This is a genomic window from uncultured Jannaschia sp., assembly GCF_947494055.1.
Lineage (GTDB): Bacteria > Pseudomonadota > Alphaproteobacteria > Rhodobacterales > Rhodobacteraceae > Jannaschia.
The window spans coordinates 22,432-47,548 of sequence record NZ_CANLTR010000017.1 but is presented as its reverse complement, the minus strand read 5'-3'; the positions used below and the strand labels follow the sequence as shown (position 1 = coordinate 47,548).

Genomic DNA, 25,117 nt, shown 5'->3' with positions numbered 1-25,117 from the left:
TGGTCAGACGAGGCCTTCCCCGCGGGCCCAGTCCGCCGCCGCGTCGAAGGCGCCGCAGAAGCGGTCGAGGATGCGGCCGATATCCGCCTCGCTCACGATCATCGGCGGGCAGAGGCAGACCGTGTCGTAGACCGGCCGGCAGATCAGCCCCGCCTCCTGCGCGAGCCGCGCGACCCGGGCCGGCACGCCGAGCTTCGGATCGAAGGACGCCTTCGCCGCGCGGTCGGCCACCAGCTCGGCCCCGGCGATGAGACCCACGCCCCGAACCTCGCCGACCAGCGGGTTGTCGGCCAGCCGTTCGCGCAGGCCCGCCTGCAGGACCGGCCCCAGCCGCGCGGCGTTCCCGATCAGGTCGCGCTCCTGCATGATCGCCAGGTTCTCGAGCCCGACCGCGGTCGTGACCGGATGCCCCGATCCGGTGAAGCCGTGGCCGAACGTGCCGATCCGGTCGGTGTTGTCGGCGATGGCGTCGTAGACCCGGTCGGAGACCATGATCGCGGCCAGCGGCATGTAGGAGGAGGTGAGCTGCTTCGAGGTCACCATGATGTCGGGCACGAAGTCGTAGCGCTCGCAGCCGAAGGTCGTGCCGAGCCGCCCGAACCCGTTGATCACCTCGTCGGAGACCAGCAGGATGTCGTGTTTCCGGCAGAGCGCGGCGATGCCGGGCCAGTAGCCCTCGGGCGGGGTCATCACGCCCCCCGCGCCGATCACCGGCTCGCCGATGAAGGCCGCGATGGTCTCGGGCCCCTCGGCGAGGATCGTGTCCTCGGCCTCCTTCAGAAGCCGCGCCGTGAAGGCGGCCTCGTCCTCGCCGTCATGCCCCTCGCGCCAGTGATGCGGGGTGGTCAGGTGGGTGACCGGGATCGCCGGCAGGTCGAAATCGCGGTGGTTCGACGGCAGCCCGGTCAGCGAGCCCGACGCGATGGTGATCCCGTGATAGCCCCGGTTTCGCGCGAGGAACTTCTTCTTCTCGGGCCGGCCGAGCGCGTTGTTCATGAACCAGACCATCTTGACGACGGTGTCGTTGGCCTCGGAGCCCGAATTGGTGAAGAACACCCGGTTCAGGTCGCCCGGCGACATCTCGGCCAGCTTCTCGGCCAGCAGGATCGCCGGCTCGTGCGCCTTGTGGGCGAAGCTGTGGTAGTAGGGCAGCGCCTCCATCTGCCGCATCGCCGCCTCCCGCAGGCGCGGCTCGGAGAAGCCGAGCGCCACCGACCAGAGCCCGGCCATCCCCTCGATGTATTCCTTGCCGCCCGCATCGTAGACATGCACGCCGTCGCCGCGGGCGATGATCATCGGCCCGTCGCGCTCGTGCGCGCGCATGTTGGTGTAGGGATGCATCGAATGCGCCATGTCCGAGGCGACGAGGGAATTGGACATCTTGGTCATGGAAAGCTCCGTGAGGTTGCGTTCGGACGGGACGGGCCGGGCGTGGCAGCGGTCCCGCGATCCGGGGGCGGGACCGGCGGGGTCCGGTGATCGTCCTCGCGGAAACGGGGCCTCATCCGTCGAACCCTCTGCCTCGACCTGTGCCCACCCTCTCGCACAAAGCGAACGGATAGGACAGGCGTCGTCCGACCCCCCGCGTGGATCGGGGTCCCGCCCGCGCCCCGCCGATCCCTGCGCGCCGCGGCACATGACCCCTTCACCCCAGGCTTGCGCCGCCGCCCCCGCCGCGCTATCTGACTAGGCAACTGGTCAGGGAGGATCGCCCATGTGGTCGCTACAGGACGCCAAGGCCCGGTTCAGCGCGGTCGTGGACGCCGCGCTTGCCGGCACGCCGCAGGAGGTGACGCGCCGCGGCCGCCCCGCCGTCGTCGTCGTCGCCGCCGAGCAATGGCGCGCGACCGAGGCCGCTTCCCGCGCCGCCGGACTGCGCGCGCATCTGGCCGCCCTGCCCGACCGGCCCGGCGCCGAGGACCCCTTCCCCCGCGCCCCGATCGAGCCGCGCGACGTCGACCTCTAGGTGTATCTCCTCGACACCGACGTGCTCTCGCTCCTGCGCCGCCCCGACCGCAACCCGAGGGTCGCGCGCTGGTTCGACGGCGTGGCCGACCGCGACCTCTGGCTCAGCGCCGTCACCATCGGCGAGATCGCCCGCGGCATCGCCCTGCAGCGCCCGCGCGACACGGTCTTCGCCGCCGAACTCGACGCGTGGTTCGCCACCCTGCGCCGCGACTACGACAGCCGCATCCTCCCCTTCGGCCCGGACGAGGCCGCGCTCTGGGGCGACCTCTCCGCGCGCCTGGGCCACGCCTCCGCCGACCTGATGATCGCCGCCACGGCGCTCACCCACGGGCTGACGGTGGTCACGCGCAATCTGCGCCACCACGAACCGACGGGCGCGCCCGTGCTCGACCCCGGCGTCTGAACCATTCCGCCCGGCCGGGCGGCCCCTGTCGAACCTCGCCAACCCGGCCCCCGCACGAAAGCGGTTGCGCGAATCCACCGCCTCTGCCATCAATCACGGAAATACGCGGGTAAACGCGAGATACCGTGATCACGTCCCCCTCATCTGGGCCGGGTCGCGGCGGCGGAGAGGCAGATGAACGTCACGTTCCAACAGGACGACCTGAACGCGGTCATCCGACAGCATTCCGAATGGCTCGCCGCGCAGCTCCACAACCAGCGCGAGAGCCTGTTCCCCCCCGACGCCACCAAGCAGATGCGCCGCTTCACCTCCGGCGAGGCCGCCGCGCTCCTCGGCGTCAACGACAGCTACCTGCGCAAGCTGCACCTCGAGGGCAAGGGCCCCTCCCCCGAGACCACGGCCGGCAACCGGCGCCTCTACTCCGCGGGCGACGTCCAGGCGCTCCGCGTGCTGCTCGAGAAGACCGCGCGCCGCCCCGGCGACTACCTGCCCGGCCGCCGCGAGGGCGACCACCTGCAGATCGTCGCGGTGATGAACTTCAAGGGCGGGTCCGGCAAGACCACCTCCTCGGCGCATCTGGCGCAGCGTCTGGCGCTCACCGGCTACCGCGTCCTCGGCATCGACCTCGACCCGCAGGCCTCCTTCACCGCGCTGCACGGGGTGCAGCCCGAATTCGACCTGCGCGACGGCGGCACGCTCTACGACGCGATCCGCTACGAGGATCCGCTGCCGATCCGCGACGTGATCCGGCCGACCTACATCCCGAATCTCGACCTCGTGCCCGGCAATCTCGACCTGATGGATTTCGAGCACGACACCCCACGCGCGCTGGCCCGGAACGAGGCCGGGCTGTTCTTCTTCCGCGTCCGCGAGGCGCTGGCGCAGGTCGATGCCGATTACGACGTGGTGGTGATCGACTGCCCGCCGCAGCTGGGCTTCCTCACCATGTCGGCCCTCTCGGCGGCGACCGGCGTGCTGGTGACGATCCACCCCGAGATGCTCGACGTGATGTCGATGTCGCAATTCCTGCGCATGACCGCCGACCTGATGGACGTCATCGCCGAGAGCGGGGCGGACATGTCGCACGACTGGATCCGCTACCTGCTCACCCGCTACGAGCCGACGGACGCGCCGCAAAACCGCATCGTCGCCTTCCTGCGCACGATGTACGGCGAGAAGGTGCTGAACGCGACGATGCTGAAATCCACCGCCATCTCCGATGCCGGCCTCACCAAGCAGACGCTCTACGAGGTGGAGCGCAGCGCCTTCACCCGGTCCACCTACGACCGCGCGATGGAGAGCCTGAACGCCGTCAACGACGAGATCGCGCAGCTCATCCAGCGGACCTGGGGCCGGACGCCGGACCCGAGGAAGGGGTCATGAGCGACAGCAGGAAGCGCCGGATGTCGATGCTCGACGGCCTCGCCGCCGCCGGTAGCCCCCTGCCCGCCCCCGAGGCCGCGGCGCCGGGGGCGATGGCCGCCTCCAACCGTGCGCTGCGCTCGGCGCGCGACGCGGTGGACGCCCACCGGGTCTGGGATCTCGACCCCTACGCCATCGTCGACGACCGCATCGCCGACCGGCTGGAGCCCGAGGACGTCGCCGATCTGCGCGACGCGATCGAGGCCAACGGACAGGTCGTCCCGATCCTGGTGCGCCGTCACCCCAGCGACGCGGACCGCTACCTTCTTGTCTACGGCCGCCGCCGGCTGGAGGCGGTGCGCTCCTCCGACAAGGTGACGAAGGTCCGCGCCCTCGTGGCCAGCCTCGACGACGACGCCGCCGTGCGTGCGCAGGTCTCCGAGAACATGGCCCGGCGCGACCTGTCCTTCATCGAGAAGGCCTTGTTCGCACGGGAGCTCGTCCGCTCGGGCTTCGGCACCCAGACCGAGGTGGCCGAGGTGCTGACCGTCGCGAAATCCGCGATCTCGATGGCGCTGACCATCCTCGAGATGGTCGGCCCCGATCTCGCGCAGGCGATCGGCCCGGCCCACGGGATCGGCCGGCCCCGCTGGGACGCGCTCGGCCGCGCGGTCGCCGAGACCGGCGCGGACCGGGCCGGGCTCATCGACCTGGCCGAGCGGGTGCAGACCGACATCGCCGTGGCCCCTGCCCTTTCCGGCGCGGTCGCCGACGCGCCCGACCCGTCCGGCGCGGCCTTCGAGGCGGTCTTCCGCGCCGTGACACGGCCGGCAAAGCGCCCCGTCCGGACGCCGAAGAAACAGATCAAGTCATTGAAACTACAGGGGAAACGCGCGGCGACCCTGCAACGTTCCGACACCGCGCTGCGGCTCGACGTGGAGAACGGTCCCTTCGCGGACTGGCTCGAAGCCGAGGCGCAGACGATCCTTACCGACCTTCACGCCCGCTGGACGCGGCGCGCCGAAGACTGAACCGAACCCAACCAAGGAGGCACGCCAGAGCCGAAACGAAATCGGGCCCCGCAAAGCCGAAGCTCCACGAGACCCAACCTTGTCTTTCGCACTTTCAAGGTAGCGATCCCGTTCCCCTTCCGCAAGTCCCTCGTGATTCGCGGCCCGAAGAAGTTTTGTCTTCGTGACATATCGATATGGGCTACAACCCCGTGACCCCGTTCCGACGGGCGGTCGACGCCGCGATGCTGCGCCGTCGGGACATCACCGACACGTCCGCCAAATCCGCGCCGGTCGACAAATGGGCCGTGCTCCACGCGCTCCGCGCCGCCCGCAAGGGACTAGGCCTGTCCGACCGGACCCTGACCGTCCTGCAGGCCCTCCTAAGCTTCCACAAGGGCGACCGCCTGGGCGAAAGCCCTGCCGGCCACATCGTCCACGCCTCGAACGCCGCGATCTGCGAGCGTCTGAACGGCATGCCCTGCTCCACCATGCGCCGCCACGTCGCGCATCTGGTCGAGGCCGGCCTGATCCTTCGCCGCGACAGCCCCAACGGCAAGCGCTACGTCCGACGCAACGCCGACGGCCCCGACGTCTTCGGCCTCGACCTCACCCCCCTCACCCGCCGTTTCGACGAGATCGAAACCGCCGCCGGTGCCGCCCGCGCGGAAACCGAAGCGGCCAATCAAGCCCGCCACACGGCAAGCCTCATGTGCCGCGACCTAGCCAACCTCGCGAGCTACGGCCGAACCAACGCTTCCGACCGCAACGTCTGGGACCGACTGGCAAACCAAGCCCGCACTGCCGCGCAGCACATCCGCCGTCGTCTATCCTCGACCCAACTACAAGAGATCATCGACAGCCTGAACGCGTCGCTTGCCCATATCCACGACGCCCTGCACCGTACGGACCCGAGCACCTCCGACGACCAGAATGAGCAGCACAAACAGGAATCCAAAGAAGAAGAATATAAGATAGGCGATCCGTCCAGCCTGAACCGATCGGATCATGACGATCGCCATGTTCAAGCAGTAATCAGGTCGGAGAATATACCTTCCGCCAGAAGCCGACCGGACTGCGATATGACGCTACAGTCACTTCTCGCGAGCTGCTCCGAACTGCAGACGTATAGTCCAACCCCGATCCGCAATTGGAACGAAGTAACGCGACTAGCTTCAATCATCCGACCAATGACAGGCATATCGATGCATGCTTGGGACCGAGCAATAAAAGCAATCGGACTCCAACGCGCTTCGGTCGTGGTCGCCATCGTCCTTCAACGCTTTGCACATATCGCATCTCCGAATGCATATTTCACTGCACTGACCTCGCAGGTTCGGCGTAAATCCTCGGATATCCTTTCTCTAATGCGAAGAAGCTCGAACTCGGAATATCTGTCAGGTTCACAGCTGTGAACCTAGGAACCACCTAAGTTCTCAGCTGTGAACGACAGATGCCGGTATCTATTTTCTGCCAGCGGCTACTGTCCGCCAGGTTTTCAGAAAGTCGAAAAGCAACATGTAGATAAGCGCGTGTAGCTGACGCATTGCTCTCGGGGGGTCACGGACGGCTCACTTACTGTGGCACTTGCACGAGCACGCTTGCTTCCGTGACGTATGCGAGAACTAGCCGAGAGGTACGAGTTCGATGGCACGCCCAGTTCGCGCCGATTCCTCGGCCGCGGCGCCGACAAGGACGGACCAGACGCCGTCCGACGCATCGACCTCAGCTGGACCATGACCCCGGCGAACCAGGTCGGCGAACCGGACGTGTTGGTAGTAGGTCGCGCCGTGGTGATCGCCGGCGGCGAGGATGGCGGGATCGATTGGGATAGTGGACACACGCTCGATGCCGGATGCGCGGTCCGAGAGCGCGACCTCGGATTCCGGCAATTCGCCACGGAAGAAACGGGGCGGGCCCGGGATGCGGGCCTCGACGCTGCCCTTGGGTCCGGTGAGGGTGATGACCTCCTGCCAGCGGGAGCCCTCGGCGAACATGCAGAGGTCGAGCATTCCGCGCGTACCGTTGGCGAAATCCAGGATGACGAAGGCGTTGTCGGTCATGTCCGAACTCTCGCCCTCGTAGATTCGGTCGAGGTGATTGATGTCGCAACCCGCAGAGGCGTAGACGCGGATCGGATCGCTTCGGAGCATCAGGCGCATGAGGTCCCAAAAATGGCAGCACTTCTCGACGAGCGTCCCGCCGGTGCGCCGCGCGAAGCGGTTCCACCCGCCGACCTTCGGCAGGAACGGAAAGCGGTGCTCCCGGATCGAGAGCATGATCGGGCGGCCGATGGTTCCGGCCTGCACGGTGTCCAGCAGACGCTGGACCGGAGGCATGTAGCGGTATTCCATCCCGACCAAGAGCGGGGCGCGCCGCGTGGCCTGCAGCGCGGCGATCTCGCGGCAATGATCGAGCGTGGTGCAAAGCGGCTTCTCGCAGAGTATCGGCTTCTCGACGCGAAGGAGCATTTGCAGTGTTTCGTAATGGGCGTCATTCGGCGAGGCGATGACGTAGGCGTCGCAGAGATCGGCCGACAGCATGTCGCGCCAATCCGCGAAGGCGCGCGCGATGCCGCCCTGAAGCTGTCGGGCGGCGTCGCGCATCGTGTCGTCGGGGTCGGCGATGGCGGTGATCGCGACGCCGTCGAGCAGGGCGATGTTCCGTATATGTTCCTGTCCCATCATGCCGGCGCCGATGAGTCCGTAGCGTATGGTCATGTGAGTTCCAGAAGCGGCAGGCCGAGCGCCGCCGCGCGTCGTCGCAGGGCCGGTTGGTGGTCGCCGTAGGCCAGCGCCATGTGATGCTCCGTGCCCGCGGCGATCAGGTCGGGCAGGAGGCTGGCGACGGGACGGTCGAAGCGCAGGACACCGGAGGTGCCGGAGAAGGCGAGGGGGCGTGCCAGCATCTCCGCGCCGGCGAGGATCATCTTCGGTTGGTCGTGGGACTGGCTGACGCGCATCAGGGTCACGCGGCCGGGCTTCAGCGGGAACTGGTAGAGCAGGGGCATCCGGCGATTGGAATGGATCGCGGCCCGGGCCGGGGCGTCCGGGTCGCGCATCGAGAGCGGCGCCTGGCCGCAATGCCAGAGCACGGCGCTGTCGTCCTCTGCATCCATGTCCACGAGGTCGGTGAGGAAGACCGGCGCCTGCGCAGCCTCTCCGAGGACGAGCTGGCTCAGCGCGCCGTAGACGTCGGCCTCGCAGGCGCAGGGCGTACCGTCCTCGGCCATCATCGCCACGGGGCCGCAGACCGCGCCGCCGTATTCGGTGAAGCATTCCGGCCAGCAGCGGATCGCGAAGGCGTCGTAGCCGCCTTCCGTCCGCAACCGCGAGAGCGCCGCCTTGAGGCGGAGGGACCGGTCGAGCTCGCCCGCATCGACATCGTCGAGCCCGGCGAGCTCGCGTCCCGCGCGGGTCCGGAGGCCGGCGGTCTCCGCCTCCGGCACGCAGCCTGCCGTGTCGAACAGGGTCGCGAGCGCGATCTCGTCCACCTCCGTCCCGGTCAGCGCGCGCAGCCGGGCGGGGTCGTAGGCGCAGGTATCGAACCCGTCGGGATGCGCGCCGATCCGGGCGATCCGGAAGGGGCGGGGGGGCGCGTCGGACGGGCCCGCCGGGGGCGCGCCGTCGAGCCGTCCCGCGAGGCGGGTGCCGTCGAGAAGCGCGTCCAGCGAATCGTCGGGCAGGCCGTCGGGGTCGCCGTAGGCCCAGGCGAAGGCCGTTCCGCGCAGCGACAGGGCGTGGCTCGCGAGGTTCAGCCCGCAGAAGGCGTTGAGGCGGAGCCGCCCGCCGCTGCGCGGCTCGGGCACGGCCCAGATCGACAGCGGCAGGCCGGTTGCGGCGGCGGCGGCCGCGGTGCCGGCATCGGTGAAGGTCAGCTGCAGGATCAGGAGGCGGTCGCAGCCGGTCTCCACGATCTCGGCCAGCGCGGCGGCGGCCGCATCGGCATCGAGGATGGGGACGCGCGGGCCGACAAGCGCCGCGCCGTGTGCGTCGAGGCGCTCCAGCATCGCCGCGAGCTTCTCCTCGGCGAAGGGCATGTCGAAGGTGGGCCGGGCGAGGGGGAGGAGGCCGATCCGGGTCATCGCGGGGCTCCGGTGGTTCGCGGGGCGTCGCCGCGTCGGTTTCCCACGGTCATGGTTCCCCGCCTCATCGTGCGGCACCCGGGTCGTCCATTCTCAGCCCGTCTGCATCGAAGCGGTGGATTTCGTGTGGATCGGGGGTGAGGCGGAGGGTCTGGCCGGGGCGGAGGGGGGACTGGCCCTGGACGACGGTGGTGAGGGCGGTGCCGTCGGGGGTTCGGGCGTGGAGGACGGTTTCGGTGCCGAGCGCCTCGACCAGGGTGACCTGGCCCTCGAGGGCGGGGGCGCCGGGTTCGGCGGGGTGGAGGTGCTGGGGGCGGATGCCGATGGTGCAGGGGCCGTCCCGCGGCACGGGGATGTCGAGGCCGCCGGGCAGGGCGGCGCGGCCGTCCCGGGCGGTCGCGGACAGGAGGTTCATGTTGGGGGCGCCGACGAAGCCCGCGACGAACAGGTTGGCGGGCCGGTTGAAGAGGTCGAGCGGGGTGGCGACCTGCTCGATCCGGCCCTGGCGGAGCACGACGATCCGGTCGGCGAGGGTCATCGCCTCGACCTGGTCGTGGGTGACGTGGATCATCGTGGTGGTCAGCCGGGCGTGGAGCTGCGCGAGCTCGGCGCGCATCGTCACGCGGAGCTCGGCGTCGAGGTTCGACAGCGGCTCGTCGAGCAGGAACGCGGCCGGCTCGCGCACGATGGCGCGGCCGATGGCGACGCGCTGGCGCTGCCCGCCGGAGAGCTGGGTCGGGCGGCGGTCGAGCAGCGGCGCGATCTCGAGCATCCGGGCGGCGGCGTCGATGCGGCGGGCGACCTCGTCGCGGGCCATCTTCGTGTTCTCGAGCCCGAAGGACAGGTTCTGGCGCACGGTCATGTGCGGGTAGAGGGCGTAGGACTGGAACACCATGGCGAGGCCGCGCTCGGCCGCCGAGAGGCGGGTGACGTCGCGGCCGTCGATCTCGATCGTGCCGGAACTCGGCCGGTCGAGCCCGGCGATGAGGCGCAGGAGCGTGGACTTGCCGCAGCCCGAGGGGCCGACGAAGACGACGAGCTCGCCGTCCTCGACCGCGAGGTCGACGCCGTGGATGATTTCGGTCGCGCCGAAGCGCTTGCGGATGTCGTGGAGCGCGATGCGGCCCATGGCCCCCCCTACTTGATCCCGGCGCCGGCGATGCCGGTGGTGATGAAGCGTTGCAGGAAGACGAAGACGAGCACCACCGGGATCATCGTCACCACGGTCATGGCGAGAATGTAGTGCCACTGCACGTTGAGCTCGCCGGCATAGGTGTTGAGCCCGACCTGCAGCGTGTAGGTCTCCCGCCGCGACAGCACGATGAGCGGCCACAGGAAGTCGTTCCAGCGCCACACGACCGAGAAGATGGCGAGGACGGCGAGCGCGGGGGCGGCGAGCGGCAGCACGATGCGCCAGTAGATCTGCCACTCCGAGGCGTGGTCCATCCGCGCGGCCTCCAGCAGTTCGTCGGGGATGGTGAGCATGTATTGCCGCAGCAGGAACACGCCCGTCGGCGTGGCCACGGTGGGCAGGATCACGCCCCAGAGCGTGTCGACGAGGCCGGTGGCGTTCACCACCGAGTAGAGCGGCACGAGGATCACCGAGAGCGGCACCATCAGCGTGGCGACGATCAGCAGCATCACCGCGTCGCGGCCGCGGAAGCGGTACTTCGACAGCGCGAAGGCGGCCATCGAGTTCGTGAGCAGCGTGATCAGCGTGGCCGTCACCGTGACGAAGACCGAGTTCCACAGGAACCGCAGGAAGTCGTTGGCCACGAGCGGGCGGACGTAGTTGTCGAGCGCCAGCCCGACCTCGCGGACGGGCCTGCGGGCGGCGATGTCGACGTCGAGGCGCGTTCCGGGCTCGGCGGGATCGACCATCTGCGCGTTGGTGCCGATGCGGCGGATCTCGGCCAGCTGCCGGGTCGTGCCGTCGGGGCCGGTCACCTCGTAGAGCGGCAGCGGCGCGTCGTGGCCCGCCACCGGGACGGCGATCTGCGCGTAGGGCAGGAGGGTCGGCGGGAACTCGGCGAGCTGCGCCGGGCCCTTGAAGGACGACGCCACGAGCCAGAGCGCGGGGCCGAACATCAGCACCGTGCCGCCCAGGAGCCAGACCCAGGTGACCACGTCGGTCCAGTGCCAGCGCCCGCCATGGCCGCGGCGGCGGGTGAGGAAGGCGAGGGCGCGGCTCATTTCGCGTCCCGCGCCGCGCCGCGCCGCGACAGCCGGAGCTGGCACAGGGTCAGGACGACGAGGACGAGGCCCATCAGGATCGAGGCGGCCGCGGCGAGGCCCGGATTGCGCAGCACCGAGGCGAAGCCGACCTCGTAGATGTATTGCGTGAGATAGAGGGTGGAGGTGCCCGGCCCGCCGCCGGTGAGCACGTAGACCTCGTCGAAGATCTGCACCCCGCGGATCAGCGCCAGCACGAGGACGACGGCGAGGTTGGGGCCCAGCAGCGGCAGGGTGATGCGCCGGAACACCCGGGCGGGGGGCGTGCCGTCCATCTCGGCGGCCTCGTAGAGGTCCTTCGGGATCGCCTGCAGCCCGGCCAGCAGGATCAGCGTGTAGAAGCCCATATGCGCCCAGACCGACACCCCGATCGTCGCCGCGAAGGCGTAGGTGCGGTCGTTGAGCCAGACCTCCGGGTCGAGGCCGAGCGACACCATGATGAGGTTCAACAGCCCCTGGCGCTGCAGGATCCAGCGCCAGATCAGGCCGACGACGACCGGCGACAGCAGGACCGGGAAGAAGAACACCGCGCGGAAGAAGCCGCGGCCGCGGATCTCGCGGTTCAGGATCAGCGCGGTGATCGTGGCGACGGCCACCATCGTCGTGACCTGGAAGACGACGAAGACGAAGGTGTTGGCCGTCGCCGTCCAGAACATGTCTTCGCGGCAGGTGAGCGCGTCGAGATAGTCGCCGCATTCCAGGAGCCGCGCGTATTGCGCCGCGCCCACGAAGCTGCGCCCCCCGAGCAGGATGCCGGTCCCCGCCGTGGTCGAGTAGACCAGGTTGAGCGCCAGCGGGACCAGCACGAAGACGCCGAAGATGGCGAGGTTCGGCAGCAGGAACACGGCCGCCATCCCGCCCTGTCCCGCCACGCGCTGCCACCACCGGAGCGGCGGGTCGACGGCGCGGGCGAGGAGGACGAGGGGCGCCGCGACGACGGCGCCGAGCCCCGGCAGGCGGGCGGCCATGCGCGCGGGCCTACTGCCCTGCGTTCGCGACGGCGTCGGCGATGTCCCGGTCCATCAGCTCCCGCGCCTGCTCGAGCGTGATCTCGCCGGCCATCGCCTGGCTGATCCGGGTGACGAGCACGCCGTAATAGGCGTTGGCCCATTTCCACGCCGGCAGCGCGTCGGCCATCGCCACCGTCTCGCCCGAGGCCTCCACGAAGCGGTCGAGCGCGGGCGGCACGTTCGGGTCCTCGGACCGGAACGCCAGCCCGCCGCCCGCCACCAGCCCGGCATGGGCCGGCAGGAACAGCGTGCGCTCGGAGAACTCCTTCACGATCTCCTCGCGCGCGAGGAACGCCATCAGGCGGGCGACCTCCTCGGGATGCTCGGTGTACTTGATCCCCACCAGCGCGGCGCCGCCGGCGAGGCCCGAGCAGCCCTCGGGCCCGCAGGGCGAGCCGATGGCGACCCAGTCGAAGGCGTCGCCGATCTTGGTGGACAGGTTCGCCACCTGCCAGGAGCCGGAATACAGGAACGGGATCTGCGCGTTGATGAAGTCGTCGGCGCCCGAGCGGTAGGTCGTGCCGGCCGCCGAGACCCAGGTGTCGGGCAGCTGCAGCCCCGCCTCCGTCCACTCCACCAGCCGGGTGACGAAGGCCATCGTGCCGTCGTCGATCGGCGCGGGCATGCCGTCCGCGCCGATGTAGTTCCCCCCGTAGGAGGCGATCGGCCCGGAGATGCGGTGCCCGGAGCGGTCGATGGCGAAGGCCGCCGGCAGGCCCTGGTCCTCGGCGACCTGCCGGGACGCCTCCACCCACTCGTCCCAGGTCGCGTCCGGGCCGGGGATCGCCACCCCGGCCTGGTCGAACAGCGTCTTGTTGGCGAACCCGCCCACCAGCGTCAGCTGCGTCAGAAAGCCCGGGATCGCGTCCGAGCCGTCGGGACGCATCCAGTCCAGGCGGTCGCCGAAATTCTCCTCCCAGTAGGCCGGGTCCTCGAGATGGGGCCGCAGGTCCAGCCAGTGCTCGGCCTGCTCCTTGAGGTTGGTGACCCGCGCGACGTCGGGGCCCTGCCCGGAGGCGAGCTGGATCGGCAGCTGCTCCTGGATGACCTGATAGGCCACGTTGTCGAGCACCACGTCGATCCCGGGGTTCTCCGCCTCGAACCGCGCGAGAAGGTCGGCCATCACCTCCCCCTCGATCCCGTCGGAATACCACATCATCCGCAGCTCGGTCGCCTCCTGCGCCCACGCCGCCGGACCCAGTCCCGCCAGCGCCGCCGCCAGAAGCCACCCCCGCCCCCTCACCATCGTCCCCGTCACCATCGTCCCCATCGTCATCCTCCCCATCGTCATTCTCCCCGTTGTCCCGAAACCCCACACGCCGCGCCAAACGACCCGGCCCCCAGAATCACCCGTTCCCCGACAACCGTAAAGACCCCGGGATCGATTCGTCGCCCCCTTTGCGTCGACGCCGCCCCGACGCGCGGCGCCGACGGGTGAGCATGGCCGGAGAGGACCGTCCGGGCGCGGCCCCGACCCGGCGGCGATGCGCGGCGTCGGTTGCCTTGCGCCGGCCGGCATGGTGTTCAGGCGGAACCTGTACCTGCCGGGGAGCGGAGCAACGATGGACAGCAGATTGCGCGATGCCGCCGCGGGGACCGGCCGCCCGCGGACCGGACCGGTCCGATGACGGACATCGTCATCGTCGGCGCGGGGCAGGGCGGGTTGCAGGCGGCGATCAGCCTGCGGCAGGAGGGCCATGACGGGTCGATCACCCTGATCGGCGCGGAGGACGGCCTGCCCTACCAGCGGCCGCCCCTGTCCAAGGCCTATCTCAAGGGCGGTGCGGCGGAGGGGCTCTGCCTGCGTCCGGCGAGCTTCTACGAGGCGCAGGACGTCCGGCTCGTCGCCGGCACCTGGGTCGAGCGGATCGATCGCGCGGGCCGGGCCGTCCATGCCGGGGGGGCGCGCCATCCCTACGACCACCTGATCCTCGCCACCGGCACGCGCAACCTGCGGCCGGACATTCCCGGCCTCGACCGCGCGCTCGACCTGCGGACGCTCGCGGATGCCGTCCGCCTGCGCGACCTGCTGGACCGGCCGCGACGCTGCGCGGTGATCGGGGGCGGGTTCATCGGGCTCGAATTCGCGGCGGTCGCGCGCGGGCTCGGCCATGACGTCACGATCGCCGAGGCGGCGCCGCGGCTGATGGCGCGGGTGGTCTCGCCGGAGATGTCGGCGCGGTTCCTGCGGCTGCACACCGATCTGGGAAACGACGTCCATCTCGGCGATCCGGCGGTCGAGGTGACGGGGGAGGCCGTGATCCTTCGCAGCGGCGCGCGGATCGAGGCGGACCTCGTACTGCTCGCCGCGGGGGTGGTGCCGAACGCGGAGCTCGCGGCCGAGGCCGGTCTGCCCGTGGACAACGGCGTCGTGGTCGATGCGCGGATGCGGACCGCCGATCCGGCGATCAGCGCCCTGGGCGATTGCGCCGTCTTCCCCGACCCCGCCACCGGCCGGCCCGTGCGGCTGGAGAGCGTGCAGGCGGCGACCGACCACGCCCGGCTGATCGCGAAGCGACTGGTGAAGGACGCCCCGGATCCGTATGCCGCCGTGCCCTGGTTCTGGTCCGATCAGGCGGATGCCAAGCTGCAGATCGCGGGCCTGGCCGAGCCCGGCGACGCCAGCGTCCCGCGCGGGGCCGGCGCGGTGTTCCGCTTCGCCGGCGACCGGCTGGCCGCGGTCGAGACGGTTAACGACGCGCGGACCCACATGCAGGCGCGCCGGCGGCTGGCGGCGGGACCGGTCACACGGGCCGCGCTCGACGCCGCCGGCTACGACCTCACGGCGGTCTGAGCCTCCGGGCCCGCGGAGACCGGGCGCTTGAACCGGGCGCGCCGGGTGGTAGCGTCGTCGCGACACAGATGACCGGAGGGCCGCCAGATGCCGTCAGACACGCCCTCCGTCGCCGCCGCTCCTCCGGGGCGCCGGCCCGACGGCACGCCCCTGCAGGACGCCAACTTCCCGACGGCCGAATACCTGGACCGCCTGGCCAGGGCGCGGGGGGCGATGGAGCGGGGGGGGCTGTCGGCCCTGCTCGTCACCGATCCGTCGAACATGAACTGGCTGACGGGCTACGACGGATGGTCCTTCTACGTCCATCAGGGGGTGGTGCTCTCGCTCGACGCGGCGCCCGTCTGGTGGGGCCGGGGCATGGACGCGGCCGGGGCGCTGCGCACCGTCTGGATGCCGGCCGACCGGATCGAGGGCTATCCCGACATCTACGTGCAGAATCCGGACGCCCATCCGATGGAGACGCTGGCCCCCCTCCTGCGCCGCGCGGCGGGGGAGGGGGCAATCGGCGTGGAGATGGACAATTACTACTACTCGGCCAAGGCGCATGCCGTCCTGTCGGAGCGACTGGGCGCGCTCCAGGACGCGACGGGACTGGTGAACTGGTGCCGGGCGGTCAAGAGTCCGGCGGAGCTCGTCTACATGCGCCGCGCCGCGCGGATCGTGGAGCGGATGCATGCGACGATCCGCGAGATGGCCGAGCCGGGCCTGCCGAAGAACGCGCTCATCGCCGAGATCTACCGCGCGGGGATCGAGGGGGCGGACGGCCAATGGGGCGACTATCCGGCGATCGTGCCGATGGCGCCATCGGGGCTCGACGCGACGGCGCCGCACCTGACTTGGGACGACCGGCCGCTCAAGCGCGGCGAGGCCACCTTCTTCGAGATCGCGGGCGTGCATCGCCGCTATCATTGCCCGCAATCGCGCACCCTGTTCCTCGGCGAGCCGGCCGCGCATTTCCGCCGCGCGGAGGAGGCCGTGCTCGCGGCCACGGAGGCCGGGCTGGCGGCGGTGCGCCCCGGCAATACCTGCGGCGACGTCGCGCGGGCCTTCAACGGCCGGCTGAACGCGGCGGGCTTCGAGAAGGAGAGCCGTTGCGGCTACTCGATCGGCCTGTCCTATCCGCCCGACTGGGGCGAGCGGACGATGTCGTTCCGCGGCGACGACCGGACCGTGCTGGAGCCGGGCATGACGTTCCACTTCATGCCGGCGCTCTGGCTCGACGACGGGGGGATCGAGATGACGGAGCCGGTTCTCGTGACCGAGACGGGCGCGGAACGCCTCTGCGACACGCCGACGGGGCTGTGGGTCAAATGACGCGGCCAAGCCCGATCGCGACCGATGTGCCCTTCGACGCGGACGGGGTGCATCACGGGCACCTCGTCCTGCCGTGGAGCCGGGACGACAGCGCCTGGGGCACGCTGCGCATCCCGATCACCGTGGCGCGGCGGGGCGAGGGGCCGACCGTGCTCGTCACCGGCGGCAACCACGGCGACGAATACGAGGGGCCGCTCGCCGTCGCCGAATGGTGCGCGCGGGCCGATGCCGCCGCGCTGACCGGCCGCGTCATCGCGCTGCCCTACATGAACCCGCCCGCCGTCGCGGCGGGGCGGCGGCTGTCGCCGGCGGATGGCGGAAACATGAACCGCATCTTCCCGGGACGCCCCGACGGGACGGTGACCGAGAAGATCGCGGATTACTTCCAGCGCGTGCTGCTGCCGATGGCGGATGTCGTGCTGGACTTCCATTCCGGCGGCGCCTCGCTCGACTTCGTGCCGCTCGCGGCCAGCCACGTCCTGCCCGATCCCGGACAGGACCGGCGCTGCGCCGCCGCGCGGGATGCGTTCGGCGCGCCCTACACGCTCGGGATGGTGGAGATCGACGCGGTCGGCATGTACGACACCGCGGCCGAGGAGATGGGCCGCACCTTCGTGACGACCGAGCTCGGCGGTGCGGCGACGAGCCGGCCCGAGACCGTCGCGATCGCGCGGCGGGGGCTGCGCAACGTGCTGCTCCATGCAGGTGTGATCGCGGGCGAGCCGGAGCCTGTGCCGCCCGCGATCCACCTGACCCAGCCGGGGGGCGACTGCTTCCACTTCGCGGAAGCGGACGGCATGGTGGAGTTCCTCGTTCCGCTCGGCGACACGGTGGCGCGGGGCGACGTGATCGCGCGGGTCTGGACCCTGCATGCGACCGGTGTGGCGCCGCTGGAAGTGACGGCGAAGATGGACGGGCTTCTCATGGCACGCCACGTCCGGGGACTCGTCCAGCCCGGCGACTGCCTCGCCGTGCTCGCGGTGCCGGAGGTCTGAGGCGGCGCAGCGCGTAGCCGACGCGGATCGGGTCAGGCCGGCGACATGCCCCGCATCCGCTCCGACCGGCGCCGCAGGATCTCGACGGTCGCGAGCAGCAGGATGGAGACTGCCACCAGGATCGTCGCCACCGCGAGGATCGTGGGCGAGATCTGCTCGCGCAGACCGATGAACATCTGCCACGGCAGCGTCTTCTGCGCGGCGGAGCCGACGAACAGTACCACGACCACCTCGTCGAAGGAGGTGATGAAGGCGAAGAGCCCGCCCGAGATCACGCCGGGCAGGATCAGCGGCATCTGCACCTTGAAGAAGGTCCGCACCGGACCCGCCCCGAGATTGGCCGCCGCACGGGTCAGCGAGCGGTCGAAGCCCACAAGCGTCGCCGTCACGGTGATGATGACGAAGGGCGTGCCGAGCGCGGCATGGGCGAGGACGACGCCGATATAGCTGCCCTGCAGGCCGACGCGCGAATAGAAGAAGTACATCCCCGCCGCCGAGATGATGAGCGGCACGATCATCGGCGAGATCAGCACGGCCATGATCGCCCGGCGGAAGGGCACATGGCCCTGCGACAGGCCGATCGCGGCCAGCGTGCCGAGCGCGACCGAGATCAGCGTCGCGGCCGGCGCGATCCGGACCGAATTCGACAGTGCCTGCTGCCAGTCGGGGTTCTGGAAGAAGTCGCGGTAGTGCCTGAGCGAATAGGCGTCGGATTCCAGAGCCAGCATGCCGGGCGTGAAGGTGAAGAAGTTCTCGGCGTTGAAGCTCAGCGGGATGATCGTGATGATCGGCGCGATCAGGAAGAAGAAGATCAGCCCGCAGATCACGAGGAAGGTGTAGTGCCAGATCCGCTGGCCCGTCGTGGCATAGGGGGGAAGTTCCATGCGCCGCTCCTATCCCAGCGAGACGTTGTCGATGCCGACGATGCGGTCGTAGAGCCAGTAGAGCATGAGGACGACGGCGAGCAGGATCGACCCGAGCGCGGCCGCCAGACCCCAGTTCAGCGATTGCGAGATGTGGTAGGCGATCCGGTTCGAGATGAACGTGCCGGTCGTGCCGCCGACGAGCTCCGGCGTGATGTAGTAGCCGATCGACAGGATGAAGACGAGGATGCAGCCCGCGCCGATCCCCGGCACCGATTGCGGGAAGTAGACCCGGCGGAAGGCGGTGAAGTTGGTGGCGCCGAGGCTTTTCGCGGCGCGCACGTAGCTGGGCGGGATCGTCTTCATCACCGAGTAGAGCGGCAGGATCATGAACGGCAGCAGGATATGTGTCATCGCGATGATCGTGCCGGTCTGGTTGTTGATGAGCGCCAGCCGGCCCGCATTCGTGACGATCCCGGACCAGACGAGGAGGTCGTTGATGACCCCCTGCTGCTGCAAAAGCACCTTCCAGGCGGAGGTGCGCACGAGGAGCGAGGTCCAGAACGGCAGGAGAACGAGGATCATGAGCACGTTCGCGCTGCGCATCGGCAGGTTGGCGAGCAGGAAGGCGACCGGATAGCCGAGCAGCACGCAGCAGCCCATGATGGTGAGCGACATGAAGAGCGTGCGGCCGAAGAGCAGGCCGTAGATCTGCCGGTCCTCCGGCTGCTTCGCGACGCCGTCGGCGGTGAGCTGGAGGTCGACGGCGGACAGGAAGTAGCCGGCGGTGTAGGGGCTCGAGAAGGCCTTGATGGTCCCCCAGATCGTCGGGTCGGCCCAGTCCTCGTCGATGTCGAGGAACGTGTCGCGGAAGCCCGTCACCTCGAAGGACGGCACCGCCCCGGCCGCCACCCCGAGAAGCTGCGCGTTCGCGCCCTCGAAGCTTGCGGCGGCGTCCGGGTTCGCCACGAGATCGTCGTGGAGCGCGCGGTAGACGATGGGCCAGGGATCTTCCTCGGTCGGGCTGTCCGCGTCCTCGGCGCGGATGACGCGGGCGAAGGCGCCGTACATGTCGGCCGTGCGGGGCAGGGCCTCGGCCACGCCGTCGCGCAGCGCGAAGCGTGGCTCGGGCGGGGCGTCGCGCCCGGCCGCCTCGGCCTCGGCGGCCCATTCGGCCTGATCCGCGATCCAGTCCTCGCTCGCCATGAGCCCGATCCAGGTCGCGGGTTCCTCCCAGGCGGGATCGAGCTCGACGAACTGGTCGGCCGCCTCCTCGCCGATATCGTCCGCCGCGCGTCCCGTCCGGCGGAACAGCGACGAGGCGGCGGTCGTCTCGTAGTTCAGGCGGGAGCCGAGGCGGGTGTGGTTCTTGAGTTCCACCGCGATCGCGAGGTCCTGCGCCAGCGCGGCGAAGACCGGCTCCTCCGGCGTGTCCTCCCCGTCCCACGCCTCGAGCGCGATGACGGAGCGGGGCAGCGTCTCGCTCACGATCTGGTTCTCGACCGATCGGAACAGCATGTCGGCGATCGGCGCGATGAAGGTCACGACGATGAACAGGAAGAGCGGCGCGATCAGCGCCAGCGCGCGCAGTTTCTCGCGACGCAGGGCGCGGTTCAGGCTCCGCTTCAGGGGCGTGCCGTCGGCGGCGACCATCTCGCCGTTGTGACGTTCCTCGGCGATGCGGAGGCCGGTATCGGGCGTCACTCCGGTGACGGCGTCCGGCCCGTGCGTGGCGTCGGTCATCGGTGGAGCCCTCCCGCGCGGGGTGCGGGGGCGACGCAAGCCGCCCCCGCCGATTGCCTTACTGCGCGAGCCAAGCCTGGAACTTGGAGTCCAGGTCGTCGCGGTAATCGGCCCACCATTCGTAGTTCTGCACGAAGGCGTTGGACGCGTTGTCGGGGTTGGTCGGCATGTGCGGCGCCATGTCGATGCCGAGCTCGGCATGCTGGCCGACGAGCGGGGCGGAGGATTTGCGCGCCGGGCCGTAGCTGATCCAGGCGGCCTGGTCGGCGAGACGCTGCGTGTCGGTGGCGAAGTACAGGAAGTCCTTCACCCGGTTCAGCGTCGGCTCGTCGAGCCCGTCGGGGATGACCCAGCCGTCGAGGTCGTAGGATTGCGCGTCCCAGAGCATCGCGACGGGCTGGTCCTGCTCCTCGATCACCGAGAAGAGCCGGCCGTTATAGGTCGAGCCCAGCACCACTTCGCCATCCGCCAGAAGCTGCGGCGTGTCGGCGCCGGCGGTCCACCAGACCGTCTGGTCCTTGATCGTGTCGAGCTTGGCGAGGGCGCGGTCCTGCCCCTCCTCCGTCTCGAGCGTGTCGTAGACGTCCTCCCAAGCGACCCCGTCGCAATAGAGCGCCCATTCCATGTTGTTGTGCGGCCGCTTCTCGAGGCTGCGCTGGCCGGGGAACTCCTCGAGGTTGAACACGTCGCAGATCTCGTCGGGCGTGCGGCCCTCCCATTCCTCGACATCGGTGCGGTAGCCGAAGGTGTAGGAATAGGCGATCTGCGGGATGAAGCATTCGGAGACGAGCATTTCCTCGCCGAAATCCTCCGAGGCGGGCGTGCCGTCGGGCGCCTCGGCCAGGATCTCGTCGGGGTCGATCTCCATCGCGAGCCCCTCGTCGCAGAGGCGCATGGAATCAGCGGCGGTCACGTCGACGAGGTCCCAGGTGATGTTGCCGGCCTCGGACTGCGCGCGCATGCCGGCCACGGCCTCGGCCGAGCTCTCGTCCCAGATGATCTGCACCTCGGGATGCATCTCCTGGTAGGGCTCGACATAGGCCTTGAGCTGGCTGTTCTGGTAGGCGCCGCCCCAGCTGACGATGGTCATCTCGTCGGCCATGTCCTGCGCGAGGGCCGGCACGGCCAGAAGCGCGGCGCTCGTCGTGAGCATTAGTGACTTCAGTTTCATCGTTCTCTCCTTGTTGCGTATCGCCCGTGTTCCGTCGTCCGACCCCGGGCGAGGGCGGGACGCTTTCGGTATCGTATCAGACGTTCAGCGCGCGGCAATCGGCCGGGAGCCATCCGAGCCGGACCTTTTCGCCCGGCACGAGGCGGGTCTGCCCGGCCCGGTTGCGCGTCTTGACGATGAAATCGTCCCGTCCGGCGACGCGCAGGCGGGTGCGGAAGACGTCGCCCATATAGATGAACTCGAGCACCTCCGCATCGAGCGTATGCGCGTCCGGCCCGAGCTGCGGGTCGATCTCCACGCGTTCGGGCCGGATCGAGACGAGCGTCGGATCGCCGACCTTGGCGACATTGACCGGCACGGCGTCGATCTCGCCGCCGCCGTCGAGCGCCACGACGCAGGTTCCCCCGTCGATCGCGGCGACCTTGCCGCGCAGCGTGTTGTTCTCGCCGATGAACTGCGCGACGAAGCTGTTCTCCGGGCGTTCGTAGAGGTCGTCCGGCGTGGCGAGTTGCTGGATGCGGCCGTCGTCGAAGACCGCGACCCGGTCCGACATCGTCAGTGCCTCGGTCTGGTCGTGGGTGACGTAGACCACGGTGATGCCGAGCTCGTGGGCGAGGTTCGTGATCTCGAACTGCAGCGTCTCGCGGAGCTGCTTGTCGAGCGCGCCGAGCGGCTCGTCCATCAGCACGAGCTCCGGCTCGAAGACGAGCGCGCGGGCCAGCGCGATGCGCTGCTGCTGACCGCCGGAGAGCTGCGCCGGGCGGCGGCCGCCGAAGGCCTCCATCTGCACCATGCCGAGCGCGCGCTGGATCTTCGCCTCCCGCTCGGCCTTGCCGACCTTGCGGACCTCGAGCGGGAAGGCGAGGTTCTCGGCCACCGTCATGTGCGGGAACAGCGCGTAGTTCTGGAACACCATGCCGATCCCGCGCTTGTGCGGCGGGATGCCGTTGATCCCGCGGCCCTGCAGCCGGATTTCCCCGTGCGTGGCCGTCTCGAACCCGGCGAGCATCATCAGGCAGGTGGTCTTTCCCGAGCCCGAGGGCCCCAGCATCGTCAGGAACTCGCCCTTGCCGATCGCGAGGTTGAGATCCTTCACGACCAGCGTCTCGCCGTCGTAGCTCTTCTGCACGTGGTCGAACTCGACGAATGCCCCGGTTTCGTCCAACACCTGATCCGGCTCCTGCTCTGTCTGGGCCCTGCATGGCATTTCCATCGCGAATGGCCAACCATTTCGTCGGGACACGCCGATAACGGCCCGGTTCGCCGGTCGACCGCCCAACCTTTGGGCACGTCGCCCCCGGCCGCATCGCCGGCGGGCGATGGCGCTTGCGCGGCGGCCCCACCCGGCGCAGCATCCGCGGCGTGACAGGTCCGGGACATTCCGACCCGCCCGCCGTCGAGGTGGTGCGCGCGGGCAAGCGATACGGCGGCGTCGAGGCGCTGGCCGGGGTGGACCTGAGCATTGCGGCGGGGACGTTCTTCACGCTTCTCGGCCCGTCCGGCTGCGGCAAGACTACGCTTCTGCGCCTGATCGCGGGGTTCGAGACGCCGACCTCCGGCACGGTCCGGATCGGCGGCGTCGACGTCACCGGACGGCCGCCGCATCGCCGTCCCGTCAACACCGTGTTCCAGTCCTACGCGCTCTTCCCGCATCTGACGGTGGCGCGGAACGTGGCGTTCGGGCTGGAGATGCTCGGCCGCGCCGATGCCCGCGACCGGACGCGCGAGATGCTCGCGCTCGTGCGCCTCGACGGGTTCGCCGACCGCCGCCCGGCGCAGCTTTCGGGCGGGCAGCAGCAGCGCGTCGCGCTGGCCCGCGCGCTGGCCCCGGCGCCGGAGGTGCTGCTTCTCGACGAGCCGCTCAGCGCGCTGGACCTGAAGCTGCGCCGCGAGATGCAGCGCGAGCTGAAACGCCTGCAGCACGAGACCGGCATCACCTTCGTCTTCGTCACCCACGACCAGGAGGAGGCGCTCACGATGTCCGACCGGATCGCGGTGATGTCGGGCGGGCGCGTCCTCCAGACCGGAACGCCGCGCGAGATCTACGACGCGCCCGCCACGCGCTTCGTCGCGGGCTTCATCGGGGAGTCGAACGTGATCGAGGGGGAGGTGCGGGACGGTCTCGCACATCTGCCCGGCGGCACGGTCCCGGCGCCGGACGGCGCGGCGGGGCCGGTCACGCTGGCGATCCGGCCGGAGCGGGTGACGCTCGCGCCGCCGGGGGCGCCCGACACGCTCGACGCGACGCTGGCGGCGGCGATCTTCCACGGCGCCGACCTGACCGCCCATCTGCGTCTGCCCGACGGGACCGAGATCGCGGCGCGCCTGCCCGCCGGCGCCGAACCCGGCCCGCCAGGCACGGCGCACGGCGTGGCCTTCGCGCCCGGCGCGCTGCGGGTGCTCGCGGAGTGACGGGTCGCGCCGCGCCTCCCACGGCGGAGAGGTCCGAGGCGCGGACGGGCTGGCTGCTGTCGACGCCGGCGCTTCTCCTCCTCGCGGTCGGGGCGACCGGCCCGCTCCTCGTCATCGTGGTCTACGCGTTCCTCGAGAAAGGCTCCTATTCGGGCGTCCAGTGGGCGTTCACGACCGAGGCCTGGTTCCAGGTCCTGTTCGAGCGGGACATCTTCGACGACACCGTCAGCCTCGCCGACGCGCATCTGACGATCTTCTGGCGGTCGGTGAAGCTGTCGCTCGCGACGACGGCGCTGGCCTTCGCGCTCGGCCTGCCGACGGCGTGGTACATCGCCATGCGGCCGCCGGAGCGGCGGGCGGTGTGGCTGTTCCTCGTGACGATCCCGTTCTGGACCAACCTGCTGATCCGGACCTTCGCGATCATGGAGGTGATCCGGAACGGCGGCCTCCTGAACTCCGCGCTCCTCGGGCTGGGCGTGATCGAGTCGCCGATCCAGATCCTCTACACCGACGCGGCGGTACTGATCGGGATGGTCTACGTCTACCTGCCGCTCATGGTCCTGCCGCTCTACGCCGCGATCGAGCGCTTCGACATGCGTCTGCTGGAAGCCGCGCACGACCTCTACGCCTCGCGGTGGCAGGCGCTGCGCCGCGTCGTGCTGCCGGTGATCCGGCCCGGAATCGTGGCGGGCGGCATCCTCGTCTTCGTCCCCTCGCTCGGCGCCTACGTCACGCCGCGCCTGCTGGGCGGTGGCAAGAACATGATGATCGGCAACTTCATCGAGCTGCAGTTCGGGCAGGGTCGCAACTGGCCGCTGGGGGCGGCGCTGTCGCTGATCCTGCTTGCCATCGTGCTGAGCGCGCTGATCGCGCTCACCCGCCTGACCCAGCGGGAGACGGGGGCGTGAAGCGCTTCGACCCCGCCGCCCTGCCCGGCTTCGCCTGGATCGCGGTCGGCGCGCTTGTCCTCCTCTGGGCGCCGATCGTGACGATGGTGGTCTACAGCTTCAACGCCTCGCAATCGGTCGCGCTCTGGGGCGGGTTCAGCCTCGAGTGGTACGCCGCCGCCGCCGGCAATGCGGCGGTGCAGGGGGCGGCGCTCCGCTCCGTCGTGATCGCGCTCTGCGCGGCCGTCATCGCCAGCGCCGTCGCCACGATGGCCGCGCTCGGCACCACGCGGCGGGGGCACTTCCGCGGCCGGCAGGCGATCTACGTCGTCATCAATCAGCCGCTGATGGTGCCCGAGATCGTGACCGCCGTCGCGCTCCTGATCGTCTTCGCCGCGGTCAAGGTGGCCACCGGCTATACCGGGCTCGGCTACCTCGTCCTCGCGCACTCGGCCTTCTGCGTGCCCTTCGCGTACCTGCCGATCCGCGCCCGGCTGGAGGGCATGGACCGCAGCCTCGAGACCGCCGCCGCCGATCTCTACGCGACGCCCTGGCGGGCCTTCCGCCACGTGACGCTGCCGATTCTCGCGCCGGGCATCGCGGCGGGCGCCATGCTCGCCTTCGTCATCAGCCTCGACGACGTGATCATCACCGAGTTCGTCAAGTCCGCGGGGCAGGACACGCTGCCCACCTACATGCTGGGCCAGTTGCGCCGCGCGGTGACGCCCGAGGTCAACGCGATCTCGACCGCGCTGCTGGCGTTGACCGTAGCGCTTCTGACGGCTTTCTTCGTCCTGACCCGACGGAGCGACACGAAACCCTGACCACGGACGCCGCGAACCGGCGCACCCCACCCGACAAGGAGACGA

Annotated in this window: 22 protein-coding genes; 11 read left to right on the top strand and 11 right to left on the bottom strand. The window is 70.0% G+C overall.

Features of this window, described 5'->3' with window-relative positions; genetic code table 11:
• Positions 1-3: 3 nt before the first annotated feature.
• A complete protein-coding gene (locus tag Q1A87_RS14055) occupies positions 4-1,389 on the bottom strand; it encodes an aspartate aminotransferase family protein (RefSeq protein ID WP_299652405.1) in 1,386 nt (461 codons plus the stop codon).
• Between the two features lie 325 nt (positions 1,390-1,714).
• Here Q1A87_RS14055 and Q1A87_RS14050 point away from each other — a divergent pair, with 325 nt between their 5' ends.
• The 5 genes from Q1A87_RS14050 to repC all read left to right on the top strand — a co-directional run bounded on the left by Q1A87_RS14050 (position 1,715) and on the right by repC (position 6,158).
• The gene (locus Q1A87_RS14050) at positions 1,715-1,966 is read left to right on the top strand and encodes a type II toxin-antitoxin system Phd/YefM family antitoxin (RefSeq protein WP_299652403.1); all 252 of its coding nucleotides are present in this window, start codon (positions 1,715-1,717) and stop codon (positions 1,964-1,966) included.
• Positions 1,967-2,371, top strand: a complete 405-nt coding sequence (locus Q1A87_RS14045; protein WP_299652401.1) for a type II toxin-antitoxin system VapC family toxin — start codon at positions 1,967-1,969, stop codon at positions 2,369-2,371.
• A 174-nt stretch (positions 2,372-2,545) separates the two neighbouring features.
• Positions 2,546-3,754 (top strand): plasmid partitioning protein RepA, encoded by a 1,209-nt coding sequence (gene repA, locus Q1A87_RS14040; RefSeq protein ID WP_299652399.1) that lies wholly within the window; start codon positions 2,546-2,548, stop codon positions 3,752-3,754.
• A complete protein-coding gene (gene repB, locus Q1A87_RS14035; RefSeq protein ID WP_299652397.1) occupies positions 3,751-4,764 on the top strand; it encodes a plasmid partitioning protein RepB in 1,014 nt (337 codons plus the stop codon). Before repA ends, repB begins: the two co-directional genes overlap by 4 nt.
• Positions 4,765-4,940: 176 nt before the next feature.
• Complete coding sequence (gene repC, locus Q1A87_RS14030) at positions 4,941-6,158, top strand: plasmid replication protein RepC (RefSeq protein ID WP_299652395.1); 1,218 nt, start codon at positions 4,941-4,943, stop codon at positions 6,156-6,158.
• Positions 6,159-6,368: 210 nt separating this feature from the next.
• Here repC and Q1A87_RS14025 read toward each other — a convergent pair whose 3' ends face one another.
• The 6 genes from Q1A87_RS14025 to Q1A87_RS14000 form a co-directional block, all read right to left on the bottom strand.
• On the bottom strand, positions 6,369-7,463 hold the full coding sequence (locus Q1A87_RS14025) for a Gfo/Idh/MocA family oxidoreductase (RefSeq protein WP_299652393.1): 1,095 nt from the start codon (positions 7,461-7,463) through the stop codon (positions 6,369-6,371).
• A complete protein-coding gene (locus Q1A87_RS14020) occupies positions 7,460-8,827 on the bottom strand; it encodes a hypothetical protein (protein WP_299652391.1) in 1,368 nt (455 codons plus the stop codon). Before Q1A87_RS14020 ends, Q1A87_RS14025 begins: the two co-directional genes overlap by 4 nt.
• 64 nt (positions 8,828-8,891) lie before the next feature.
• Positions 8,892-9,956 (bottom strand): sn-glycerol-3-phosphate ABC transporter ATP-binding protein UgpC, encoded by a 1,065-nt coding sequence (ugpC, locus tag Q1A87_RS14015; RefSeq protein WP_299652389.1) that lies wholly within the window; start codon positions 9,954-9,956, stop codon positions 8,892-8,894.
• A gap of 8 nt (positions 9,957-9,964) precedes the next feature.
• On the bottom strand, positions 9,965-11,020 hold the full coding sequence (locus Q1A87_RS14010) for a carbohydrate ABC transporter permease (protein WP_299652387.1): 1,056 nt from the start codon (positions 11,018-11,020) through the stop codon (positions 9,965-9,967).
• Positions 11,017-12,027: a sugar ABC transporter permease gene (locus tag Q1A87_RS14005; RefSeq protein ID WP_299652385.1), complete on the bottom strand. Its 1,011-nt coding sequence runs from the start codon at positions 12,025-12,027 to the stop codon at positions 11,017-11,019. The genes Q1A87_RS14010 and Q1A87_RS14005 overlap by 4 nt, the downstream gene beginning before the upstream one ends.
• A gap of 10 nt (positions 12,028-12,037) precedes the next feature.
• Positions 12,038-13,354, bottom strand: coding sequence for an ABC transporter substrate-binding protein (locus Q1A87_RS14000; protein ID WP_299652383.1), 1,317 nt, complete (start codon positions 13,352-13,354; stop codon positions 12,038-12,040).
• 339 nt (positions 13,355-13,693) lie between these two features.
• On the opposite strand from Q1A87_RS14000, the gene Q1A87_RS13995 reads away from it, so the two are divergent.
• The 3 genes from Q1A87_RS13995 (at position 13,694) to doeB (ending at position 17,172) form a co-directional block, all read left to right on the top strand.
• Positions 13,694-14,863, top strand: a complete 1,170-nt coding sequence (locus tag Q1A87_RS13995; RefSeq protein WP_299652381.1) for an FAD-dependent oxidoreductase — start codon at positions 13,694-13,696, stop codon at positions 14,861-14,863.
• A gap of 87 nt (positions 14,864-14,950) precedes the next feature.
• Entirely contained in the window at positions 14,951-16,177 is a 1,227-nt protein-coding gene (locus Q1A87_RS13990) for a M24 family metallopeptidase (RefSeq protein WP_299652379.1), read from the top strand.
• On the top strand, positions 16,174-17,172 hold the full coding sequence (doeB, locus tag Q1A87_RS13985) for a N(2)-acetyl-L-2,4-diaminobutanoate deacetylase DoeB (RefSeq protein WP_299652377.1): 999 nt from the start codon (positions 16,174-16,176) through the stop codon (positions 17,170-17,172). The genes Q1A87_RS13990 and doeB overlap by 4 nt, the downstream gene beginning before the upstream one ends.
• 32 nt (positions 17,173-17,204) lie before the next feature.
• On the opposite strand, the gene Q1A87_RS13980 is transcribed toward doeB, so the two are convergent.
• The 4 genes from Q1A87_RS13980 to Q1A87_RS13965 all read right to left on the bottom strand — a co-directional run bounded on the left by Q1A87_RS13980 (position 17,205) and on the right by Q1A87_RS13965 (position 22,114).
• On the bottom strand, positions 17,205-18,056 hold the full coding sequence (locus Q1A87_RS13980; RefSeq protein ID WP_299652375.1) for an ABC transporter permease: 852 nt from the start codon (positions 18,054-18,056) through the stop codon (positions 17,205-17,207).
• 9 nt (positions 18,057-18,065) lie between these two features.
• Complete coding sequence (locus tag Q1A87_RS13975) at positions 18,066-19,778, bottom strand: ABC transporter permease (protein WP_299652373.1); 1,713 nt, start codon at positions 19,776-19,778, stop codon at positions 18,066-18,068.
• Positions 19,779-19,836: 58 nt separating this feature from the next.
• Positions 19,837-20,949: an extracellular solute-binding protein gene (locus Q1A87_RS13970; RefSeq protein WP_299652371.1), complete on the bottom strand. Its 1,113-nt coding sequence runs from the start codon at positions 20,947-20,949 to the stop codon at positions 19,837-19,839.
• Between the two features lie 76 nt (positions 20,950-21,025).
• Positions 21,026-22,114, bottom strand: a complete 1,089-nt coding sequence (locus tag Q1A87_RS13965; RefSeq protein WP_299652440.1) for an ABC transporter ATP-binding protein — start codon at positions 22,112-22,114, stop codon at positions 21,026-21,028.
• 275 nt (positions 22,115-22,389) lie between these two features.
• Here Q1A87_RS13965 and Q1A87_RS24200 point away from each other — a divergent pair, with 275 nt between their 5' ends.
• From Q1A87_RS24200 to Q1A87_RS13945, 3 genes are read left to right on the top strand one after another with little or no spacing between them, the layout of a single operon-like run.
• Complete coding sequence (locus Q1A87_RS24200; RefSeq protein WP_363323004.1) at positions 22,390-23,361, top strand: ABC transporter ATP-binding protein; 972 nt, start codon at positions 22,390-22,392, stop codon at positions 23,359-23,361.
• Positions 23,358-24,269, top strand: a complete 912-nt coding sequence (locus Q1A87_RS13950) for an ABC transporter permease (RefSeq protein WP_299652369.1) — start codon at positions 23,358-23,360, stop codon at positions 24,267-24,269. The genes Q1A87_RS24200 and Q1A87_RS13950 overlap by 4 nt, the downstream gene beginning before the upstream one ends.
• Positions 24,266-25,072: an ABC transporter permease gene (locus tag Q1A87_RS13945; protein WP_299652367.1), complete on the top strand. Its 807-nt coding sequence runs from the start codon at positions 24,266-24,268 to the stop codon at positions 25,070-25,072. Before Q1A87_RS13950 ends, Q1A87_RS13945 begins: the two co-directional genes overlap by 4 nt.
• The last annotated feature ends 45 nt before the right edge of the window (positions 25,073-25,117 follow it).

Excerpts from the sequence above, each read along its gene's own strand:
- Q1A87_RS14025 (WP_299652393.1), bottom strand. The coding sequence starts at position 7,463 with ATGACCATACGCTACGGACTCATCGGCGCCGGCATGATGGGACAGGAA.
- Q1A87_RS13980 (WP_299652375.1), bottom strand. The coding sequence starts at position 18,056 with ATGGAACTTCCCCCCTATGCCACGACGGGCCAGCGGATCTGGCACTAC.
- Q1A87_RS14010 (WP_299652387.1), bottom strand. The coding sequence starts at position 11,020 with ATGAGCCGCGCCCTCGCCTTCCTCACCCGCCGCCGCGGCCATGGCGGG.
- repC (WP_299652395.1), top strand. The coding sequence starts at position 4,941 with ATGGGCTACAACCCCGTGACCCCGTTCCGACGGGCGGTCGACGCCGCG.
- Q1A87_RS14000 (WP_299652383.1), bottom strand. The coding sequence starts at position 13,354 with ATGGGGAGGATGACGATGGGGACGATGGTGACGGGGACGATGGTGAGG.
- Q1A87_RS14050 (WP_299652403.1), top strand. The coding sequence starts at position 1,715 with ATGTGGTCGCTACAGGACGCCAAGGCCCGGTTCAGCGCGGTCGTGGAC.
- Q1A87_RS13990 (WP_299652379.1), top strand. The coding sequence starts at position 14,951 with ATGCCGTCAGACACGCCCTCCGTCGCCGCCGCTCCTCCGGGGCGCCGG.
- Q1A87_RS13970 (WP_299652371.1), bottom strand. The coding sequence starts at position 20,949 with ATGAAACTGAAGTCACTAATGCTCACGACGAGCGCCGCGCTTCTGGCC.
- repB (WP_299652397.1), top strand. The coding sequence starts at position 3,751 with ATGAGCGACAGCAGGAAGCGCCGGATGTCGATGCTCGACGGCCTCGCC.
- Q1A87_RS14055 (WP_299652405.1), bottom strand. The coding sequence starts at position 1,389 with ATGACCAAGATGTCCAATTCCCTCGTCGCCTCGGACATGGCGCATTCG.
- Q1A87_RS14005 (WP_299652385.1), bottom strand. The coding sequence starts at position 12,027 with ATGGCCGCCCGCCTGCCGGGGCTCGGCGCCGTCGTCGCGGCGCCCCTC.
- Q1A87_RS13995 (WP_299652381.1), top strand. The coding sequence starts at position 13,694 with ATGACGGACATCGTCATCGTCGGCGCGGGGCAGGGCGGGTTGCAGGCG.
- ugpC (WP_299652389.1), bottom strand. The coding sequence starts at position 9,956 with ATGGGCCGCATCGCGCTCCACGACATCCGCAAGCGCTTCGGCGCGACC.
- doeB (WP_299652377.1), top strand. The coding sequence starts at position 16,174 with ATGACGCGGCCAAGCCCGATCGCGACCGATGTGCCCTTCGACGCGGAC.
- repA (WP_299652399.1), top strand. The coding sequence starts at position 2,546 with ATGAACGTCACGTTCCAACAGGACGACCTGAACGCGGTCATCCGACAG.
- Q1A87_RS13975 (WP_299652373.1), bottom strand. The coding sequence starts at position 19,778 with ATGACCGACGCCACGCACGGGCCGGACGCCGTCACCGGAGTGACGCCC.
- Q1A87_RS14020 (WP_299652391.1), bottom strand. The coding sequence starts at position 8,827 with ATGACCCGGATCGGCCTCCTCCCCCTCGCCCGGCCCACCTTCGACATG.